10 protein-coding genes are annotated in these 17,816 nt (G+C 66.4%); 5 read left to right on the top strand and 5 right to left on the bottom strand.

All coding sequences use genetic code 11. The features are described from left to right. Positions 1–80 precede the first annotated feature (80 nt). From DL519_RS00480 to DL519_RS00470, 3 genes are read left to right on the top strand one after another with little or no spacing between them, the layout of a single operon-like run. Positions 81–1,193, top strand: a complete 1,113-nt coding sequence (locus DL519_RS00480; protein ID WP_223838295.1) for an AMP-binding protein — start codon at positions 81–83, stop codon at positions 1,191–1,193. Positions 1,194–1,203: 10 nt separating this feature from the next. After that, positions 1,204–1,938 (top strand): SDR family NAD(P)-dependent oxidoreductase, encoded by a 735-nt coding sequence (locus DL519_RS00475; RefSeq protein WP_190812405.1) that lies wholly within the window; start codon positions 1,204–1,206, stop codon positions 1,936–1,938. Between the two features lie 29 nt (positions 1,939–1,967). After that, the gene (locus DL519_RS00470) at positions 1,968–2,795 is read left to right on the top strand and encodes a thioesterase II family protein (RefSeq protein WP_190812404.1); all 828 of its coding nucleotides are present in this window, start codon (positions 1,968–1,970) and stop codon (positions 2,793–2,795) included. 748 nt (positions 2,796–3,543) lie between these two features. Here the strand turns inward: DL519_RS00470 and DL519_RS00465 are convergent. Genes DL519_RS00465 through DL519_RS00455 form a run of 3 tightly spaced genes read right to left on the bottom strand, consistent with a single transcriptional unit; the run spans position 3,544 to position 11,224 of the window. Beyond that, the gene (locus DL519_RS00465; RefSeq protein WP_190812403.1) at positions 3,544–6,963 is read right to left on the bottom strand and encodes a right-handed parallel beta-helix repeat-containing protein; all 3,420 of its coding nucleotides are present in this window, start codon (positions 6,961–6,963) and stop codon (positions 3,544–3,546) included. Further along, a complete protein-coding gene (locus tag DL519_RS00460; RefSeq protein ID WP_190812402.1) occupies positions 6,948–7,955 on the bottom strand; it encodes a hypothetical protein in 1,008 nt (335 codons plus the stop codon). Before DL519_RS00460 ends, DL519_RS00465 begins: the two co-directional genes overlap by 16 nt. Continuing rightward, complete coding sequence (locus DL519_RS00455) at positions 7,952–11,224, bottom strand: hypothetical protein (RefSeq protein WP_190812401.1); 3,273 nt, start codon at positions 11,222–11,224, stop codon at positions 7,952–7,954. Before DL519_RS00455 ends, DL519_RS00460 begins: the two co-directional genes overlap by 4 nt. 731 nt (positions 11,225–11,955) lie before the next feature. Here DL519_RS00455 and DL519_RS00445 point away from each other — a divergent pair. Beyond that, on the top strand, positions 11,956–13,227 hold the full coding sequence (locus DL519_RS00445; protein ID WP_223838294.1) for a hypothetical protein: 1,272 nt from the start codon (positions 11,956–11,958) through the stop codon (positions 13,225–13,227). A gap of 413 nt (positions 13,228–13,640) precedes the next feature. On the opposite strand, the gene DL519_RS00440 is transcribed toward DL519_RS00445, so the two are convergent. Continuing rightward, entirely contained in the window at positions 13,641–14,681 is a 1,041-nt protein-coding gene (locus tag DL519_RS00440) for an epoxide hydrolase family protein (protein ID WP_190812400.1), read from the bottom strand. Between the two features lie 37 nt (positions 14,682–14,718). On the opposite strand from DL519_RS00440, the gene DL519_RS00435 reads away from it, so the two are divergent. Continuing rightward, positions 14,719–15,279 (top strand): TetR/AcrR family transcriptional regulator, encoded by a 561-nt coding sequence (locus DL519_RS00435; protein ID WP_190812399.1) that lies wholly within the window; start codon positions 14,719–14,721, stop codon positions 15,277–15,279. Positions 15,280–16,704: 1,425 nt separating this feature from the next. Here the strand turns inward: DL519_RS00435 and DL519_RS00430 are convergent. Then, positions 16,705–17,736 carry a hypothetical protein gene (locus tag DL519_RS00430; RefSeq protein ID WP_190812398.1) on the bottom strand — a complete coding sequence of 344 codons (1,032 nt, stop codon included), beginning with the start codon at positions 17,734–17,736 and terminating at the stop codon, positions 16,705–16,707. Positions 17,737–17,816: the final 80 nt, after the last annotated feature.

The following is a 17,816-nucleotide window of genomic DNA, read 5'->3' as shown; positions in this document are numbered from 1 at the left end:
ACAACCTGTTAGCAGCCGGGTCGTACCACGGCCCGTGGAAAGCCCTTCCCGGTGCGGGCCTTCCACCGCATCGCTGCGCGGTGATCACGCACGACCAGCTCGATGCACTCGCCGCTGTCTGGGAGCACCATCAGCGCTCGGACACCGAGTTGCTGATCATTTCCGCCTCGCGCTACGACGATCAGTTGGCCGGCGAACTGGAGACCGCCGGTTTTACGCTGCTCGGCACGCCCGATGTGCGCGCGCGGACACTGGAAACGACGCCTGCCAAACCAAAGCGGGTGTGGGTTTCCACCAGCGGTAGTTCTGGGCGGCCGAAACGGGTGGCGCACACGCTGCAGGGCCTGACAACGGTGTCCACACCACAGGCGCCTCGGCGCTGGCTGCTGCCCTTCACACCCGGCACCTACGCGTGGTGGCAGCTCGTCACGCTATCCCTCAATGTGCCCGGTCAAGATCTCGTGACCGTCGAAGCCGACCGTCTCGGCGACTGGCCGACCCTCGCCGCTGCTGAGGAGGTCACCGCGGTGTCGGCGACACCGACGTTCTGGCGGCACTCGTTGCTGCGCGACCGCGCGGCGGTCACGGCACTGCGGCTCGAACAGATCACGCTCGGCGGGGAACCGGTTGACCAGCGACTACTCACCGAGCTCACGACTGCTTATCCCGAAGCCAGGGTGAGCTGGATCTACGCCTCCACCGAAACCGGCGCAGCGTTTGCAGTGCATGACGGCAAGGCCGGCTTTCCGGTCTCCTGGCTGGAAAGCCACACCCCGGAGCGACCGCAGCTACGCGTGGAGGACGATGAGCTCCTCGTTCGAAGCCCATACCAAGGCGTTGAGCTCCAGGGCTTCGTTCGTACCGGCGACCGAGCGGAAATCCGCGAGGGCCGAGTGCACATCACCGGCCGGATCAGCCACGACCAGCTCAACGTCGGAGGCTCGAAGATCGCCGCATCCACCGTGCGAGAAGTCCTCACCGCTCACCCCAGCGTCGCGTGGGCCCAGGTACGGGCCCGCCGCGCCCCCCTCGTCGGCGAGCTCGTCGCGGCGGAGGTTGTGGCCACCACCGAGGTGGATTCCGCCGAGCTGACGTCGTGGTGTTCTTCGCGCCTTCCCGACTACGCCATCCCCCGGCTGATCACTTTTCGCAAGGAAGTAACTTTGAAAGCGAGCTTGAAGAGTGACCTCTAACGCGCCCACAATGCCGGTACCGGCCGCCACCACAGTGGTCATTTCAGGGGCGTCCCGAGGCTTGGGCCTGGCCATGGCCTCCGATCTGCTCAAGGCCGACCTGCGGGTGGCCACTTTTGCCAGGACGCCCACCCCTGGCCTGCTAGAGCTGCAAGACGCGTTCGGGGACCGCTTTTACCACGACAGTGTCGATATCAACGACCGGTCGATGGTTAGCGAGTTCCTGTCGCGCACGGCGGAGCGTCTTGGCCCGCCCGACGCGTTGATCAACAATGCGGCGGTGGGCCAGGATTCCATGCTCGTGCAGACACGGCCGGACCACATCGAGTCCCTCATCGCCACCAACCTCACAGCGCCACTTCTGCTCACGCGTGACTTCCTGCGCACGTTGCTCGCATCAGGGCGACGGGGCCGCATCGTCATGATCGGCTCCGTCTGTGCCCAACGCGGCTATCCGGGGCTGACCGTGTACTCCGCCACGAAGGGCGCACTGGAATCGGCCACTCGCTCGCTCGCCCGCGAGTGGCGGGACCGTGTGCTGGTCAACTGCATCTCCCCTGGCTTTTTCGACTCGGAGATGTCCGCAGTACTGGGCGCCAACCAGGTCGCCTCCATCGCACGCCGCACCCCCACCGGCCGTCTGGTCACGCCTGAGGACATCCTGCCGCTTGTCCGAACCCTGCTCCTCGAGCACACCAACATCAACGGGCAGATCATCACCGCGGACGGAGGTGGCAGCATCTGATGCTGGACAAGCCCATTCCCGTGCCCAGGGTGGAGGCGGCCACGCCCGCGTTGTGGCCCCTCGGCTCCCACCCGGCCCCGCACCTGAACCTCGTGTGCTTTCCCCATGCGGGAGGCCACGCGGACTTCTTCGCCAGGTGGCCGGCAAACATCGTGCCCGGCGTCCAACTCCATGCCGTCGAATACCCGGGGCGCGGCCGAAGGCCGGATGACCAAGCCGCAGCGGGGATTGGTCCACTCGCGGACGAGATCACCTCGCATATCCTCGCCCTGCCCGCTGTGCCGCTGTTGCTCTTCGGGCACAGCATGGGCTCGGTGGTGGCCTTCGAGGTCGCTCGCAGACTCGCTGTCGTTGAAAGCGCTCCACCACACGCCCTGGTCGTATCGAACATCTCCGCCCCCCACCGGCTGCACCTGCGCGAGCCGCTTCCCGTCACAGACGACGGAGTGTGGGAACACTCCTACAACATCGGTGGTATCCCCAAGCCGATCTACCGGAGCAGAACGCTGAAAAGCCTGATGGCGCCGACACTGCGCGCGGATTACGAGATGCTGAACCGCTACCGATGCGACCCGTCGGCGAAGATCACCTGCCCTGTCACCGTGTTGCATTCTGACAGCGACGTTCTCACGCCCTTGGACGACGCCACGGCCTGGAATGAGCTGGCGGTAGGGACGTATTCCTACCGGAGCTTCATCGGCGGGCATTTCTACCTTGCCGAGCAGGAAGCCCTGGTCGCCCAACTGGTATCCGGACTCGGAATCGGCTACGCAGCCGAAAGGCCCCAACCGGCCATCCCCCTTCAGCGCGAAACGAGTTCCGTCGACCACACGCAGACCAGCACATCCGCGCACTGAATCTCTCGGGATCGCAATGTTACGGCTTGCCGGGGCACCGAAAACGGACCCGGCAAGCCGTTTCGGTATGGAAGGCGATCCTGCTGGCTAATTCCGCGAGGGGCTGGGGCTGGTGTCACTGCGGGAGTGGTCCGGTTCTGCCTCGCCAACCGGTGTGCGGTGAACGGCCTGTTCACCTCGATAGACGACACGAACGGTCCGTTCGCTCCGTTCATCCGATGTGAGCCCGGGGCTGTTGGTGTGCGGTGAACGGCCTGTTCGCTTCGGTAGGAGCCTGTTGCAAAATTACGCCCACCACGGACCGTGATCGATCGATCACGGCTGAGATGGCCACTGGCGGACAAACGGCGGCGATCGAGACTGATTTGGTACTTCGGTTCAGCCGTTTTCGCCGAAAACGCAACAGGCTCGTAGACGACACGAACGGTCCGTTCGCTTCACGCCCGCACCTTCCCAAACAGCCCCAACACCGCGCCGAATTAACCAGCAGGGTCGAAGGCCAAGTCACGTTCATCGACATTGACCCGACCTGCAAGCGGGTTGGCTTTCCACGCCAAGGCCACCACCAGAACCATCCGAGCCCAGCTCATCCACACCCCCAGCACGCATCGCCCGTTCCGCCCGGCGACTCACACTGCACCTGCCCCAACGCTGGCCCAGCGCACACGGCTGCATAACCCTGTTCAACGCCACCCACCATCGATCACCGGCAGCCTGGATCCACCAACGCCCGTCGGTGGATCCAGGCTCAGGTGCCGACGCTCTCGGCTGGGCCTGGGATGTCTTCCGGGAGTAGGACGCAGAGATCCTCCAGCGTCGGGGACACCGTCAGACGCAGGCGTTTCGCGTGGCGGGTCACCGCTTCGTCCATGACCTGGCGTGCGTAGCGGCCATTGCCGAACGACGTACCCCGTGGCACAGCCACGAAGTGGGCACGCAGGGCCGCCACCGTCGGCCCAGTGCACTCGTAGCCAGCCGACGCCGCGTGCTGGGTGACGATCGTGACCAGTTCGTCGTTGGTGTAGTCGGCGAACCGGACCCGATGGGAGAAGCGCGAGGACAATCCTGGGTTGGCGGCCAGGAAATCCTCCATCTGCTCCTCGTAGCCGGCCGCCACCACCACGACTTCGTCGCGGTGGTCCTCCATCAGCTTCACCAGGGTGTCGATGGCCTCGCGGCCGAAGTCGTTCCCGGAGCCGCGCTGCGACGACAACGTGTACGCCTCGTCGATGAACAGCACGCCACCGCGGGCCCGCTCGAATGCATCCGTCGTGCGCTGCGCGGTGTGGCCGACGTACTCGCCTACCAGGTTGGCCCGGCCAACCTCGATCACCTGGCCGCGCTGCAAAACCCCGAGCGAGGCAAGGATTTCGCCGTATAGCCGCGCCACGGTCGTCTTACCCGTACCGGGTGGCCCGCCGAAGATCAGGTGCCTGCTCAACGATGGCACCGGGAGTCCGGCGGCTTGCCGCTGCCCAGCCGAGGCCAACAGATCGACCATGTTGCTGACCTCGGACTTCACCTCGGCCAGTCCGACCATCTGCTGCAGCTTGTTGAGCAGTGCCTCGACCTTCTCGGCGTCGGCGGCCGCCGCGCCCGCACCGATTCCGCTGCCGGGCAGCGGCCCGATGTCCTCGGGCAGCAGGCGGGTCATTTCGACCGCGCTGGCGTCCGGGACATCGGCCAGGCGGTAGGCCTGCCGCCCGATCATTTCCTCGAACACCTTCCGGGCGGTGCGACCGTTGCCGAAAGACTCGTCGCGCGGCAGCTTCTCGAAGTAGTTCAGCGCCGCTTCGCGGGTCTCGAACTCCAGCCGGAAGTCGTTTGCCCGGCACAGGCCTTCCACGATCGTGACCAGGTCCGCCGAGGAGTAGTCAGCGAACTCGATCGTGCGGGAGAACCGTGAGCCGAGGCCCGGGTTGGACGCCAGGAACTTCCGCATTTCCACGGTGTATCCGGCCACGATCACCACGACGTCGTCGCGGTGGTCCTCCATCAGCTTGACCAACGTGTCGATCGCTTCGCGACCGAAGTCCGCGCCGCCCCCGCTGGTCGCCGACAGCGCGTACGCCTCGTCGATGAACAGCACGCCGCCCAAAGCTTTCTCGAAGCACTCGGTGGTTTTCAGGGCCGTTCCACCGACGATGCTGGCGACCAGATCGGCGCGGCCCACCTCGACGAGCTGCCCGGTCCGCAGCACTCCCAACTCTGCGAGGATCTTGCCGTAAAGCCGTGCCACCGTGGTCTTACCGGTACCGGGCGCGCCGGTGAACACGAGGTGCCGGCTCATCGGAGGCATCGGGAGGCCGACAGCGGCCCGCCGTTCAGCCATCTGCTCCAGCCGGGTCAGGATCTCCACTTCCCGCTTGACGTCTGCCAAGCCCACGAGCGAGTTCAGCTCGTCGAGCAGTCCGCCCAGCGGTCCTTCGAACTTGCGAGACGCGGACTCCGGTTTTCCCTCCTGCTCGGCGGTTTTGCCCGGCGTCTTGGCCGAGCGGGTGCTCCCGGACTGCTTCAGCTGCTCGGACAACCGCGAGTCGCCACCGGTCGTGTCGCTTTGCGGGTCCTTGTTCCGCTTGCTCTCGATACCGCTGAGCTGCAGGTTGTCCCGACGCACCGAGATGCGCAGGCCGGCACCGCCGTTGGATTCGAACAGACATTCACGAATGTTGATCGGCTCGGTGGACGCGACCACGACGCCGTCGCCACCGTTGCCGGACGCCTCGCACTGCGACATGCTGCCGGTGGTACCGGCTGCCCATTCGATACCGGACCCTTCCGACGCGGCGGCCCGGGTCTGGGTCAGTTCCACCGACGACCCGCTGGAAATCAGCATGCCCTGCTGGCCGGCCCCGGACAGGTCACATCCATGCAGCGTCGCCTCACTGTCGGCGACCAGGATATTGACCTCGGTGCTGCCCGACACCGTGACGCCGCGAAAGTCGAGATGCCCACCATCGATGGCCCGCACACCCACTGCCTCGGAGTCCGTGACCGCCAGGTCCTCGGCCGACAGGCGCCCGCGCTCGGTCACCAGAACTCCGTCCGCGGCCGATGCCGCGATCACCGCGCCGATCAGCCGGGGTGACGCACCACCGCGGACCTCGATGCCGCAGCCACCGGATGCCTGGATTTGAATGTCTGAAAAGGACGGGTTAGCCGAGTCGCTAACCAGAATCCCCGTCGCCCCACTGTCTTCGACACGCAGTTCGTTGAACTCCGTGTGCGACTCGCCGACGAACACGCCGACGTCATTGGCACCGCTGACCTCGCACTCGATGAATGCACCGGCCGACCCTTCCAGCACGTGGATGCCGTATCCGACCGGACGCCTGACCTTGACGCGACGCATCTCCGGCGCGGCCTGCTGCATGAGGACGATGCCCTGTGCCGCCGCGTCGTCGATCGAGCAGTCCTCCAGGAGAGGCGTGGCGCCGGAAGCCACCAGCACGCCGACACCGCCGGTCTCCACAATGGAGGTTCCAGTCACCTGCAGGGTGCTGCCGCTTTCGATGACGACCGCGGGGTTGCCGGCACGCACGATGCGGCAGTCCCGCACCGTGCCTCGTGACCGTTCGGCCGCCAGCACAGCACTTCCGTTCACGTCGGTGATCGTGCAGTCCAGGAGTAGCGGGGTGGCACCAGTGCGGAACACCACAGCGGAGTTCTTCATCTCGCGCCACGTGCATTTGTCGAAACTGCCGCCGCCCCTTTCCACGGCGATCAGTCCGGCACCCCCGGGGTTGACGAAAGTGCAGGCGTGCGCGAGCACCTCCGCTTGGCCCCGCACAAACACCGCAGCGGCCGACTCGGCCTCCACGGTGCACTCGTCCAACCGGAGACGACCGGACGGCACGTCGATCGCCGACGTCTCAGCGCCGCTGTGCACGACGACGACGCCGGAGAGCCCAGCTGATTCGGCGGTCATCTGGATCGCCGGTTCCGCACTGGACTCGATGCGGACGGCTCCTGCGGGCCCGGCGGCCGACAGCGTCACGTCGCGGTGCAGGTGCACCGATTCCCGGTATGTGCCGGGCTGGATGGAGATGACGTCGCCAGCGCGGGCTGCCGCCACGGCGTCACCGATGGTGCGGTAGCAGTCAGGTCCGGTGGCGGAGACGGTCAGCATCGATCTCGTGCTGCCACCGTTGATCAGCTTGCCTGCCACATCGACTCCTGGGGTGCGGGCGCGAACAGTTCGGCGAGGACGTGGTGGTAGGTGAGTTGGCTGAGCACCGAGGACGGGGGCGTCGACGTCAACGCGTGGTCGACCAGGTCGGGCTCCGGGGAGAGCTGGTAGCGCTCCAGGTAGTAGATCACCGAGTCGCTCCAGATCCAAGTGCCGTCGGAGCGGAAACTGACCGGCACAGCGGCAGCTTGGCCGGGTTGCATCACGTCGTGCATCCGTGCTGCGCTGCTCAGCACGGTCTCTCCGGCCCGCAAGAAGGAGAGGGCCCGTGCCGCGTCAGCATCCGGTAGCCGCGGGTGGTCGGGCTTGAAGTACGGTCCCCGCGCCGGGTCCGCACCGTCGAATGTGCGCGCGAGGTGGATCTGGGGTGGAGGCGCCGCCGTCCATAGCAGATCAGCATTCGTCAGCGCGGCTTCGTGGTAGGGAGCGAGTTCCGTGCCTTCGGTGAACAGCTCGATTCTGGGTTCAACACCCGATTCCACCAGGCTGTGCTGCGATTCGGCGGCGAGCTCGACCACGTCCGAGCTCGGCTCTGCTTCTCCCAGGTAGAGCCGCACTTCGCTGCCTTCGGATCGGCGAACGGCACGCCACAGCCCGAGCAGCCCGCCAACCCGGCTCGCGGCCTCGACCACGATCGCGTCCTGCTCGTCCATCCCGTCCTGGTCGATGGGGGGTGTGGTGAACTCGAACGCAGGTAGTGGCAACTCTGTCAGGAGGGTCGCTTTTTCCAGCTCCGCAGTTCGCACACCGTGCTGGGCGGCCAAGGTTCGGATCACCTCCACCTCGTGTTGGACCAGCGCCAGCCCTCTTGTCGTGACAGCGGTGATGAGAAGCTCGGCGACCTGGTCTTCCTCGCCGTCGGCCAGACAGGTTCGCATGATGGCCAGGCCGTCATCTGGCACCCGGCCCGCGAGGCGCAGCAGGAGTTCGTAGAGGTCATTCCGCTCCACCGTGGATGCTGCATAGTTCACGACGACGTGCTCCCCGTGCTCCCCGTGCTCACGGCGAGAGGAGTCCTGGGCATGCCAGGCAACGCGGCGAACCTGGCCTCGTCCCCGGCATCCGGTTCAGCGTCTCGAACGCCGTCACGCGCGGCGACTGCGGCCTCGAGCTTCTTCCTGATGCGGCTGGCGCGACGCTCGCCGCTTTCGCTGGTGAAGTCCCAGCCAGGAGGCACTTCGGCCAGCAACACCCGAGGCTTGGCGGCAGTGCGGTCGACGGCCACCACCTGAAACACCGTGCCAGGCAGGAACACGACGTCGGTTCGACGCTCCCCTTCGACCAGGCCCGCCAGGCGACGGGACGTGATCGACCAGATGAGCACCTCGACGGCGCCCGGCACGGCCGCTTCCGGATCGGCCCTCGCCACCATCGGGGCGGGCTCCAACAGCTCGGCTCCGACCACGTAGTCGTCGACCGCGGCGGCGTCGGATGGGCCGCCTCGAACCACGACTCCCTGCAGCGACGGCAACCTCCGCAGGCCGCTGGCCAGGCAGTGCAGGTAGGACAGCTCGATCTGGCCGCTGCCGGATCGGATCGCCTCCACCACTTCTGTCTGCTCGGACGAGGCGAAAACCTGGGCGGCTGCCAACTCCGTCGTCAGGGCTTCGGCGGTTCCGCCACTCGCGCGCATGCCAGGACGCTCGGCGAGCATCCGTGTGACCATCTGCGTCGCCGCGTCGAACCGCCAGCCGAGCGAAGCCCGGAACTTCCTGCGCTCCTCGTCGGTGCTGACGTGGTCGGCCAGCAGTAGTGGGGTGGCCGCTGGCGCGGGTTCCGGGGCGGCGTCCGGCTCCGCGGGTACCGGCACGGCGTCCGGCTCCGCGGGCTCCGGTGCGGGTGCCGGGTCCGGTTGTGACGACAGGTCCGGCTCAGGCTGCACGTCCGGTGCCGACGAAAGGTCTGGTACGGGCGACGCCTCCGGCAGGGATGACAGGTCTGGTACGGGTGTTGCGTTCTTCTCATCCGGAACCGATAGGGCCGCCTGGGCGGCAACACCGCTGTTGGTCGGGGCGGCAACACCGCTGTTGGTCGGGGCGGCAGCGGCACTTTCCGGCGCGACCGGCGGCATCGGTTCCTGCGCCGCCACAGGTGCCGCCCATGCTTCCGTCGTGGGCGGCGGCGGAGGCGACTCGGCCGATGTCGATGCCGCACGGACCAAAGGCGCTATCGGCAGGACCAAGGTCGGCCCGTCATCAAAGCCCCTGAGTTCCGGCGCCCCAGGGGCTCCGACCCGTTCGAGACGCGGCTCAATCCGACCGGGATCCGCCGGCGATCCGCTCGCTGCGTACGCCGAAACCGGTGCCTGCGAATCCTGCTGCGCGTCGTGATCGGAGCGCGCAACGGGCGGGATCGCAAAAGTGGAGCTTGAAAGCGCCAGCCCGGACACCGACTGGGCGGGAGGCAGGCTGGCTGGTGGGACAGGCGAGTCGTCGGTCGGTGGCAATCGCGAGCTTCCGCTCGGCGGCCGTGATTGTGATGCTACGGGGTCCGGCGTGACAAGTCCGGATCGACGCCGCCGCTGCCAGTTTGTTCCGACCGGTCGTATCCGACCACGACGGTCCACTGCGACCGGTGCCGGATCACGGTGCGCAGGCGGCTGGGGAGAACGAACATCGCGGGAACCGCCCGCTGGTGGCTTGGCTCGAGTCGGGACCGCAGCATCGGGACCGCCGACCAGGGCATTGGGCCGGCCAACGGCAGGCGGGCCCTGAGGCAACGCGGATGTGCTCCACTCCGCTTCGGGCTCCGCTTTGGCCGGCAGCTGCTCCGGACCACTCGGCACCTGATGATCGGCGGGTCGGCCGGTCGTTGCCGGGCGGACCTGGTCGAGCCGAGTCGTTGCGGCAGCCGCCTCCTGTGGCCCAGCCGCCTCCTGTGGCACAGCCTCCTGTGGCACAGCAGCTTTCTGCGGCGCACCAACCTTCTCTGGCGTGGACCGATCAGGTTGCGGACCGGCCGGAGTCAGGACGTGCATGGGCACCCGCAGTGCCCCACCCAGCCCCACGAGGGAACCGGGGCGGACCCAATGCGATGCCACTAGACGCAGCCGCTGCCGGGCGTCTTCCGGCAGGGAACGGGCGAACTTCTCGATCGCGGCGAGGGCCCGAGCAGGCACCTCGTCGGCGGCCCTGGTGACGGCGGTGACGATCAGGTTCACGTGGTCGGGATCTACCGGCAACCGAGTGGCGACGGCTTCCGGTGTGGCAGTGGCCGGTCGCACCAGAAAACCGCATGGGATCAGGTCAACCAGCCAGCCCTCGGTGAGCCAGTACCGACCGGGTCCGGCACCGTGCAGTCCCGATGCCGGAGCCACTCCGCTGCACGGCGTCGGGGCACCATGCGGAAGGTACATGCTTTCGTGCAGGAACGGCCGCCACGTCGGGTAGCCCGCTCGGTTGATCGCGACCATGCCTCGAGCACCGGCCTCGGCGTAATACGGCATGCCATGGCTCGCGCGCACCGGGACACCCAGATAAGCGGCGAGCTGTTGCGCGAACGGCACCGGTCCCACCGGCTCGGGCCCGTAGACGGTGAGCACGAAGTTGTGCCGGACCGAATCCGGCAAGGATTCTACGATTCTCGCGACGTCCGCCACGTCCGGAATTTTTTCGCCCGGTGCTCCAACCACGATGCGGAGCCGGTCATCCGGTGGCACGCCGAAGCCGCTGTCGAACAGCGGGGCCGGGCGGGTGTTCGCGGTCCGCAGCCACAGACCGGCCGGGATCGCCACCACACTTGTCCGGTCGGTGGCTTGCGCCGCGAAATCCTCGGGCAACTCGGATTCCCACGGCGGTGCGGGAAATCGGGGCCCGTCGCATTTGGTCATTCGCCCGCGCCTGAAGCGCACCCACCCGGCGCCCGGCCCCGCCGAGAAGAGCTCACCGCCGCGCAGGATGACCAGTTCACCCTCGGGTGCGATCACTTCGACACCCAACTGCCGGGCCAGTCTCGCCGCTAGCGACGGCGTTCCATCCGGGTTGGCACGACCGGAACCACTGGCCACCAGCCGCACGTTGTCCCGGCGACGGCCGCGGCCACGCGACAGCGCGCCGCTGAGGTCGGTCAGCACCTGGGAATCGTGTGCGTGCAGCGCCGCGTATCCCATCTGGTCCACGACGACTGCCTTGCGGTGATCCTCGGCGGCCACCTTGTCCGCGAACGCCAAGCGAGGGTCCCGGGCCCCACCAGCGCGAACGAGCACCGACGCACCAGCCCGTTCAACCACGATCGCAGCCATCCGCAACACACCTCCGCGCTAACACCGTCACCTTTTGCACGAACCACAACGTGCGTAGGGTTCACCCAAGTTGGGCCCCTTCACATACTGCCCCTAGCCGTGCTGGTCAGTCGCGGTACAAACGTCTCTCAATCCACGGTCTTTTCGGGAAGGCCGGTCCGAAAGGGCACAGATTTCCGACCATTTCCACCTTGCGTCACCCTAATGATCTTTCGGCAATAGGGTGGGCCGTTGCGCCTGTTTTGTGTTGTGTTATGCAACGATAGGGGATGCCGAAGCCTTCACCGTCGATGGGCAGGTGGGCCCGTGTGGACGGGATTTGGCCGCCTACCAGCGTCGGGTGCGTGCGGCGAGCCATGTCGACCTTGGCAAGCGGCATCCGACCCCGAAGCCGTCAACGACGGCTTCCGCCGCTGCGGAGACCGGGCTGGTACGAATGCGCAGCAGCTATCGGGTGCGCTTCGTTTTCCTCGATCATACCGGTCTCGCCCCATGGGCCAAAATTATCCAAATACGCTAGACCATCAATAAGTCGTACAACGCTGGCTTCTCGCGTGCCCTTCTCTCCGTCACGCTCGCGACGGGATCGGCGGTGACGGTCTCTGACCCCAATCGAATTGTCGGCGCCGCACGGCGTACCTGCATCCGGTTGAGAACGGGCAACGCGGGGCGTGCGAACGGGCACGTATGCGACCTGGTCTTGAGCGCGAGTTCAGCCGTCGTTGATTCTTTTGGACGAGTCCGGGTTCTCGTTTCATGGGAAGGAAGTGTCGATGGGCCAGGTTTCGTCCTCGCGCCCGGGTGAACGCGTCGCGCTGTCACGTCGCCGGATGCTCGGCCTGTCCACTATGGCCATGGGACTGGCCGCCGCGGGTGTGGCGGGGTGCTCCCCCGGGGGTGGCGGCACGCCGGCGAGCGACGCCTCGACGAGTCCGGTCACCGCACCGCAGCCGATCGGCGTGCTGGGGGCCGACGTCGACCAGAATCTGGACACCACGAACTTCGACGAGTTGCGGGCTGTCTCGGCGACCTGGTTGCGGGGCTTCTACAACGTGCAATTGGCCGACCAGGACGACGTGGCCGGCCAATCCGGGATGCGGAAGCTCATGGCCGCCGCCAGTAACGGCTATGGCACCGTGCTGAGCCTGAAATTCAACTACACGCAGGGACTTCCAGCCGCTGGTAGCAGTGCGATGAAGATCGCACTCGAACGCCTGGACAAGGTCCTGGCCGTCATCATGGGCAAGGTTGACATTGTCACGGTCGGCAACGAGCCCTTCCTCGAGTGCGGCAAGCAGTTCAGCAACATCAATGAATTCTACGAAACGGTCGCCCAGCGCACCATCGACTACCGGCAGCGCGTCGGATCGGGCAACAAGACCCAGATCTACATGGGCGCCCTCAACGACCTGGAGAATCCCGGGAGCCGCACACCCCACACCGACAGGTGGCTGGAGTTCGTCAAGAAGAACCCGTCCATCGCGGGTACGGATTGCCATCCACACGTGGCTTCCGTGAGCGACGGCCAGCTGTACCTCGACTACATTCTCCCCCGGATACGCGCCGACCAGAAGATCCTGGCCACCGAGTTCTCACTGGTCAAACTCTACAAGGCACATCTGACGGACCCTATTCCCGCCGGGTTCGCCGACCGCTACGGCATACCACGAGGAACCCCGGTGTGGCAGGTTGCCCACGACGCCATCGAACGGCCCTTCCCCCAGATCAAATGGAACGACTTCCTCACGTCGTGTCCCTGGTTCGCGGACAACAAGGGGTTCATGTCCGACCTGGTCAACAGGTTCCGCACTACCGGCCGGTTGGCTGTGGCCTGTTACCCACTGGCCCAGGGCATCCCGATGACCAGAGATTTCGGCCCGAACAAGCCGCCGTGGATATTCACCAGCATTTTCTGCCGGCACACCGTCCAACGGGGCACGGACGGCCTGCCCGGCGAGAATGAAATGTGGTCGAACGAATTCCGCGCACTGCAACACAGTTGAACGCCGCGGCGGTCCGATAACCCGCGAATCCCGGTTTCCAGCTTGGTGCGGTAGTCGCGTAGCAGGGTGTTAATCTCGTCGCGGAGGGCGGCGACGCGCCTTGCTGCGGTGACGCGTGCGTCGGCCAGGCCGTCGGCCACCTGGACGACCACCTCCAAATACGGCTTGAGTCCCGGTCAGGCCCAGATCAACGGACCAGCACGCGGATCCCATTGCCGTGCAGCCACGGCACGTCCGCTGGCAACCTGCTCTTGCTGGCTCTGGATCATTCGGTGTCTATCGGACCGATCGCGGACGTCACCGGTTTGAACCGGCTAATGCCGTGACCACGAACGTTCACGGCGTCGGCTGCCACGCCATGGGCCGAGCCGGGCGCACGGCGTTGCAGCGGTGGAGCATTCGCAAGCTCCGTTTCAGCCGCCCAGCTTGACCGCACGGTGTACGTCGCCGGCGTAAGCCTCGGGCTGTTCCCAGGCTGCGAAGTGGCCGCCGGCAGGGTGTTTCACGTAATCGCAGAGGTTCAGGAACGCCTCGGCGTAGCTTCGCGGCTCCGGTTTGATGTCGCGCGGGAACACGGAGAGCACGGTCGGCGTGTCGATCCGGTCAGGGAGGGCGGCAGGTTCGACATAGGTGGCGAAAGAGGTGCCGATCGTGCCGGTGACCCAGTAGGCGGTGACCCACGTGAGAAGCTCGTCCGGAGTGAAGGCCGATTTGTCAGACCAGGACTCCAGTTTCTCGACGATCCACGCCGCGAGGCCGGCGGGTGAGTCGCCGAGGGCGACGGCGAGCGTGTTCGGCCGCGTCGACTGCTCAGCAAGGTACCCGCCCTCGGTCCGGAACCACTGCGCCGACCGGCCGAGGTAGGCCGCCGCGTCGGGCGCGAGCTTCGCCGGGTCCGCCGTGAGTGCACGCTGCGGGGCAACGTTCGTGAGGTGCAGGGCGGCCACCCGGTCCGGGTGTTCGGCCGCGAGGAGTTCCGCGACGGTGCCACCCACGTCGCCACCGGACACCGTGTACCGCGAGTAACCGAGCTCATCGAGAGCGTCCGCGACGATCCCAGCGATCCGGTTGACCGACATACCGGGCATGATGAGCGGAGCCGCGAACGGGAAGCCTGGCAGCGCGGGAACCACCACGTGCATGTCCGCGAGCAAAGGCAGGACGCGCTCGAACCGCAACACCGAGTCCGGCCAGCCATGCAGCAGCACGACAACCGGAGCGCCGGGATCCGCGGACCGTTGGTGGATCACACGCAGGTCGGTGTCGCCTGCCTGCACCGTCACCCAACGGAACTCGCCGATGCGGCGCTCGTGCACGCCCCAGTCGTACCCGTTCGCCCAGCGTTCGAGCAGTTCGTCGAGGCGGGTGCCGCTGATGCCGCGCGTCCCGTCGTCACTCCACGGGGTCGTGACACGCCGCGTCCGCTGGAGTCGTTCGCCCATCTCGTCGCTCATGTGTATCAGCGTACACATGATGTGTATGCTGATACACATGACCTTGCGTAATGCCGCCGCCACCAGGCAGCGGATCCTGGAGCACGCGCAACGCCAGTTCGCCCGGCGCGGGTACACGGCGATCACGGTCAAAGGCGTGGCCGACGCGGCCGGCGTGTCGCCCAACCTCATCACGCGCTATTTCGGTGGCAAGGATGGCCTTTTCCTGGCGGCAACCCGGGTGGAGATCCCGGTCTCAAACTCCTTCGACGGCGACCGTTCCGCGCTGGGTTCGCGCCTCGCGGCGAGCATCGTCCAGCGCTGGTTCGGTGCACCCGGGGAGGATCCGCTGCTCGTGCTGCAACGCGCGTCCGGCGAACGCCCGGAGGCGGCGGAGGCGTTGGCCGCCTTCCTCGACACGAACTCGCTGGAGCCGCTGCACCGCTACCTGCGCGAAAGCGGCCTGGACGACGCGAACGCCCGCAGCCGAGCCGCAGCGATCGACGCCTTCGTGCTCGGCGTCTCGACCCGCCGCCGGGTCCTGCGTTCCGAACTCGGCGACCCCGCTGATCTCCAGGCCTGGCTGAGCGCCACCATCCAACGCCTCGCCGACGGGTGATGCACGACAGCAAGAAGTACTGAAACTCCGCTTCCGGTCAGCACCTGCGGTCCAGTCATCGACATCTGCCCGACCATCACGATCACGGCACTGGCGCCGTGACCAAGAACGTTCGAGGTGTGGGGGTCAGGCCACCGGGGTGGTGGGTTGGCCCCAGCGTCGTTGTCGTTCGCTGCGGATGCGGGCGCGCTCGCGGCGTTGGGCGGCCAGGACGTTCGGGGTGGCGAGCGTTGGCGTTGCGCGAGCGCAGGTAGGCGTGCAGTTTTCGGGCCAGGACGGACCCTGCTGGTTAATTCGGCGCGGTGTTGGGGCTGTTTGGGAAGGTGCGGGCGTGAAGCGAACGGACCGTTCGTGTCGTCTACGAGCCTGTTGCGTTTTCGGCGAAAACGGCTGAACCGAAGTACCAAATCAGTCTCGATCGCCGCCGCTTGTCCGCCAGTGGCCATCTCAGCCGTGATCGATCGATCACGGTCCGTAATGGGCGTAATTTTGCAACAGGCTCCTACCGAGGTGAACAGGCCGTTCACCGCACACCGATTGGCGAGGCAGAACCGGACCACTCCCGCAGTGACACCAGCCCCAGCCCCTCGCGGAATTAGCCAGCAGGGTCAGGACGGCGTGGTTCGGGTGGTTCGAGCCGGCGATCACGAACGTGCGTAACGGCCCTAACTGGGCCTCGATCGGGTTGGCCCAGGACGCGTAGGTCGGGGTGAAGCACAGTTCGACTGCGTTGGAGCTGATCTAGCGCCAACAACGGGCGAAATCGCCTTCCGGGAACTCGCCCAGCGGATTGAACGGCTAAGCTTGGTAAGCTCACCCCAGCGGCAAAATCGCTCGGTGGTCCGAAAGTTCAGCCGACTCGAGGTACAGACCCTACGTAGACCCGCAGTTTGATTACTTCCCCCAGCCTTGATTTTCGTTCGCCGCACTCGATCGATATCGAAATGCGGTCGTCGGCCGGGGGTCCGCGACTCCGGCGAAGCATGTTTACCGGGAGCAAGGACGGGAAGTCCCCTTGTTGATCATGTGACGACTCCGCTCCAGGCCGCCTTCGCCGTGCTCTGCGGCGCCGGCCCCGTCCCAGCCTCATCAGGCAAATACCCACCGCGATCGCCTCAACCGAGGCGGAGACCGCTGGCCCGCTTGTGGGCTTGAGCTCGTCGCGGTGTGCGGCTGGGCCCAGGTAGCGGGCAGCCGCCTTCCCCGTGCCAACGCATGCCCCGTGCCAACGCATGCACAGCGCCGTTACGAGACAGCTGGGCAGTAGACCGAAGGCGACAGGGTTCAGGCAGTGTCGCCAACGGGCACGGCTCGCTCACATGATCACGGGACCTGGGCGTTCACGTGATCAACAAGAGCCGTGCCCGTCTTTACCCAGGGTGGTCAACAGACTCTGCCGGAGTCCCTCACCTCGTCTGATCCGGCTCAGCGGGTCCAGACTGGTTCGGCTTCCGGAGGTTTGCGTAGTACGTCCATTGCTCGGTGTATGGCCACCGCGTCCAGTTCTGGGGGAAGTAGGCCGGCGTCGCGGATGTGCGCCAGTAGGTCCGGATCTGGCGCCAAGTGGTGGTGTTCCAGGTAGTACGCAACGGTGTCCGGCCAAATCCAGGTGCCGTCGGTGCGGAAGCTCATTGGGACGACCGCTCCACGGGTGGGATCGACGACGTCTTCCAGAGTGGCCGTCGTGATCATTAGGGCAGTGCCGGCGCGTAGGTAGTCGACGATCTGGCCACGTTCGGCTTCATTGTTCATCCGGGGGTGGTCCGGGGCGAAGCTCGGGCCGGAAATCGGGTCCACCGCGTCGAAAACCCGCGCCACCGTGATTTCCGGCGCCTCGGTAGCAGCCCACAGGAGCGCACCGTAAGCTCGGGCCGCCCGCTGGTACGTGGGCACCGGGCCGACGACCGGGGTGACCTCGACCTGCGGAGCCGCTTCACCGGCGGCGACGAGCGCCTTCTGCAGCCGAGCGGTGAGCGCGGGTAGGTCGTCATCGTCGGCTTCGACGACGTAGACAGCTCGCGGCGGTGGGTACGGTGCGCCATCCGGGGACCTTCGCCATGCACGCCACATTCCGAGCGCGTCCGGTTCTTCACCGAGGACCTCGATCAGTGCCGCCACGCCGGAATCGTCGGTGGAGTCAACGGAATCCGGCGGTTCGGCGCTGAACTGCCACACCAGCGGCGGGTCGTCGATCATGGGCTCGATGCTTTCCAGGGCGTCCAGCGATGCACCCTCCGCCTCGGAGACGGTCATGAGCACACCCAGATCCCCCTCGGTGAGCGGCAGGACGTAGCGTGCGGCGGTGGATGCTACCGCGCGGGCAACCTCGTCGAACCGGTCCTCCGCGAGCCAGACACGAGCCTGCGTGACCAACTCGTCCGGTGCGAATCCGGCCTGTCGTAAAAGTACTTCGTGCAAGGCGGCCTTTACGTCCGCTTTCTGGTCAGGTGCGGTCATTTCCTTCTCCTCGAAACGTTGTCGGTACCAAAACTTGGGCGGTCCGCCTGGTGTCGCTAGCCATCAAAATCGGAATCGAG

Source organism: Saccharopolyspora pogona, from assembly GCF_014697215.1.
GTDB classification, from domain to species: domain Bacteria; phylum Actinomycetota; class Actinomycetes; order Mycobacteriales; family Pseudonocardiaceae; genus Saccharopolyspora; species Saccharopolyspora hattusasensis.
The sequence above is the reverse complement of the archived record's forward strand: the minus strand, read 5'-3'. Positions and strand labels throughout refer to the sequence as shown.

Excerpts from the sequence above, each read along its gene's own strand:
- DL519_RS00475 (WP_190812405.1), top strand. The coding sequence starts at position 1,204 with ATGCCGGTACCGGCCGCCACCACAGTGGTCATTTCAGGGGCGTCCCGA.
- DL519_RS00455 (WP_190812401.1), bottom strand. The coding sequence starts at position 11,224 with ATGGCTGCGATCGTGGTTGAACGGGCTGGTGCGTCGGTGCTCGTTCGC.
- DL519_RS00440 (WP_190812400.1), bottom strand. The coding sequence starts at position 14,681 with ATGAGCGACGAGATGGGCGAACGACTCCAGCGGACGCGGCGTGTCACG.
- DL519_RS00435 (WP_190812399.1), top strand. The coding sequence starts at position 14,719 with ATGACCTTGCGTAATGCCGCCGCCACCAGGCAGCGGATCCTGGAGCAC.
- DL519_RS00430 (WP_190812398.1), bottom strand. The coding sequence starts at position 17,736 with ATGACCGCACCTGACCAGAAAGCGGACGTAAAGGCCGCCTTGCACGAA.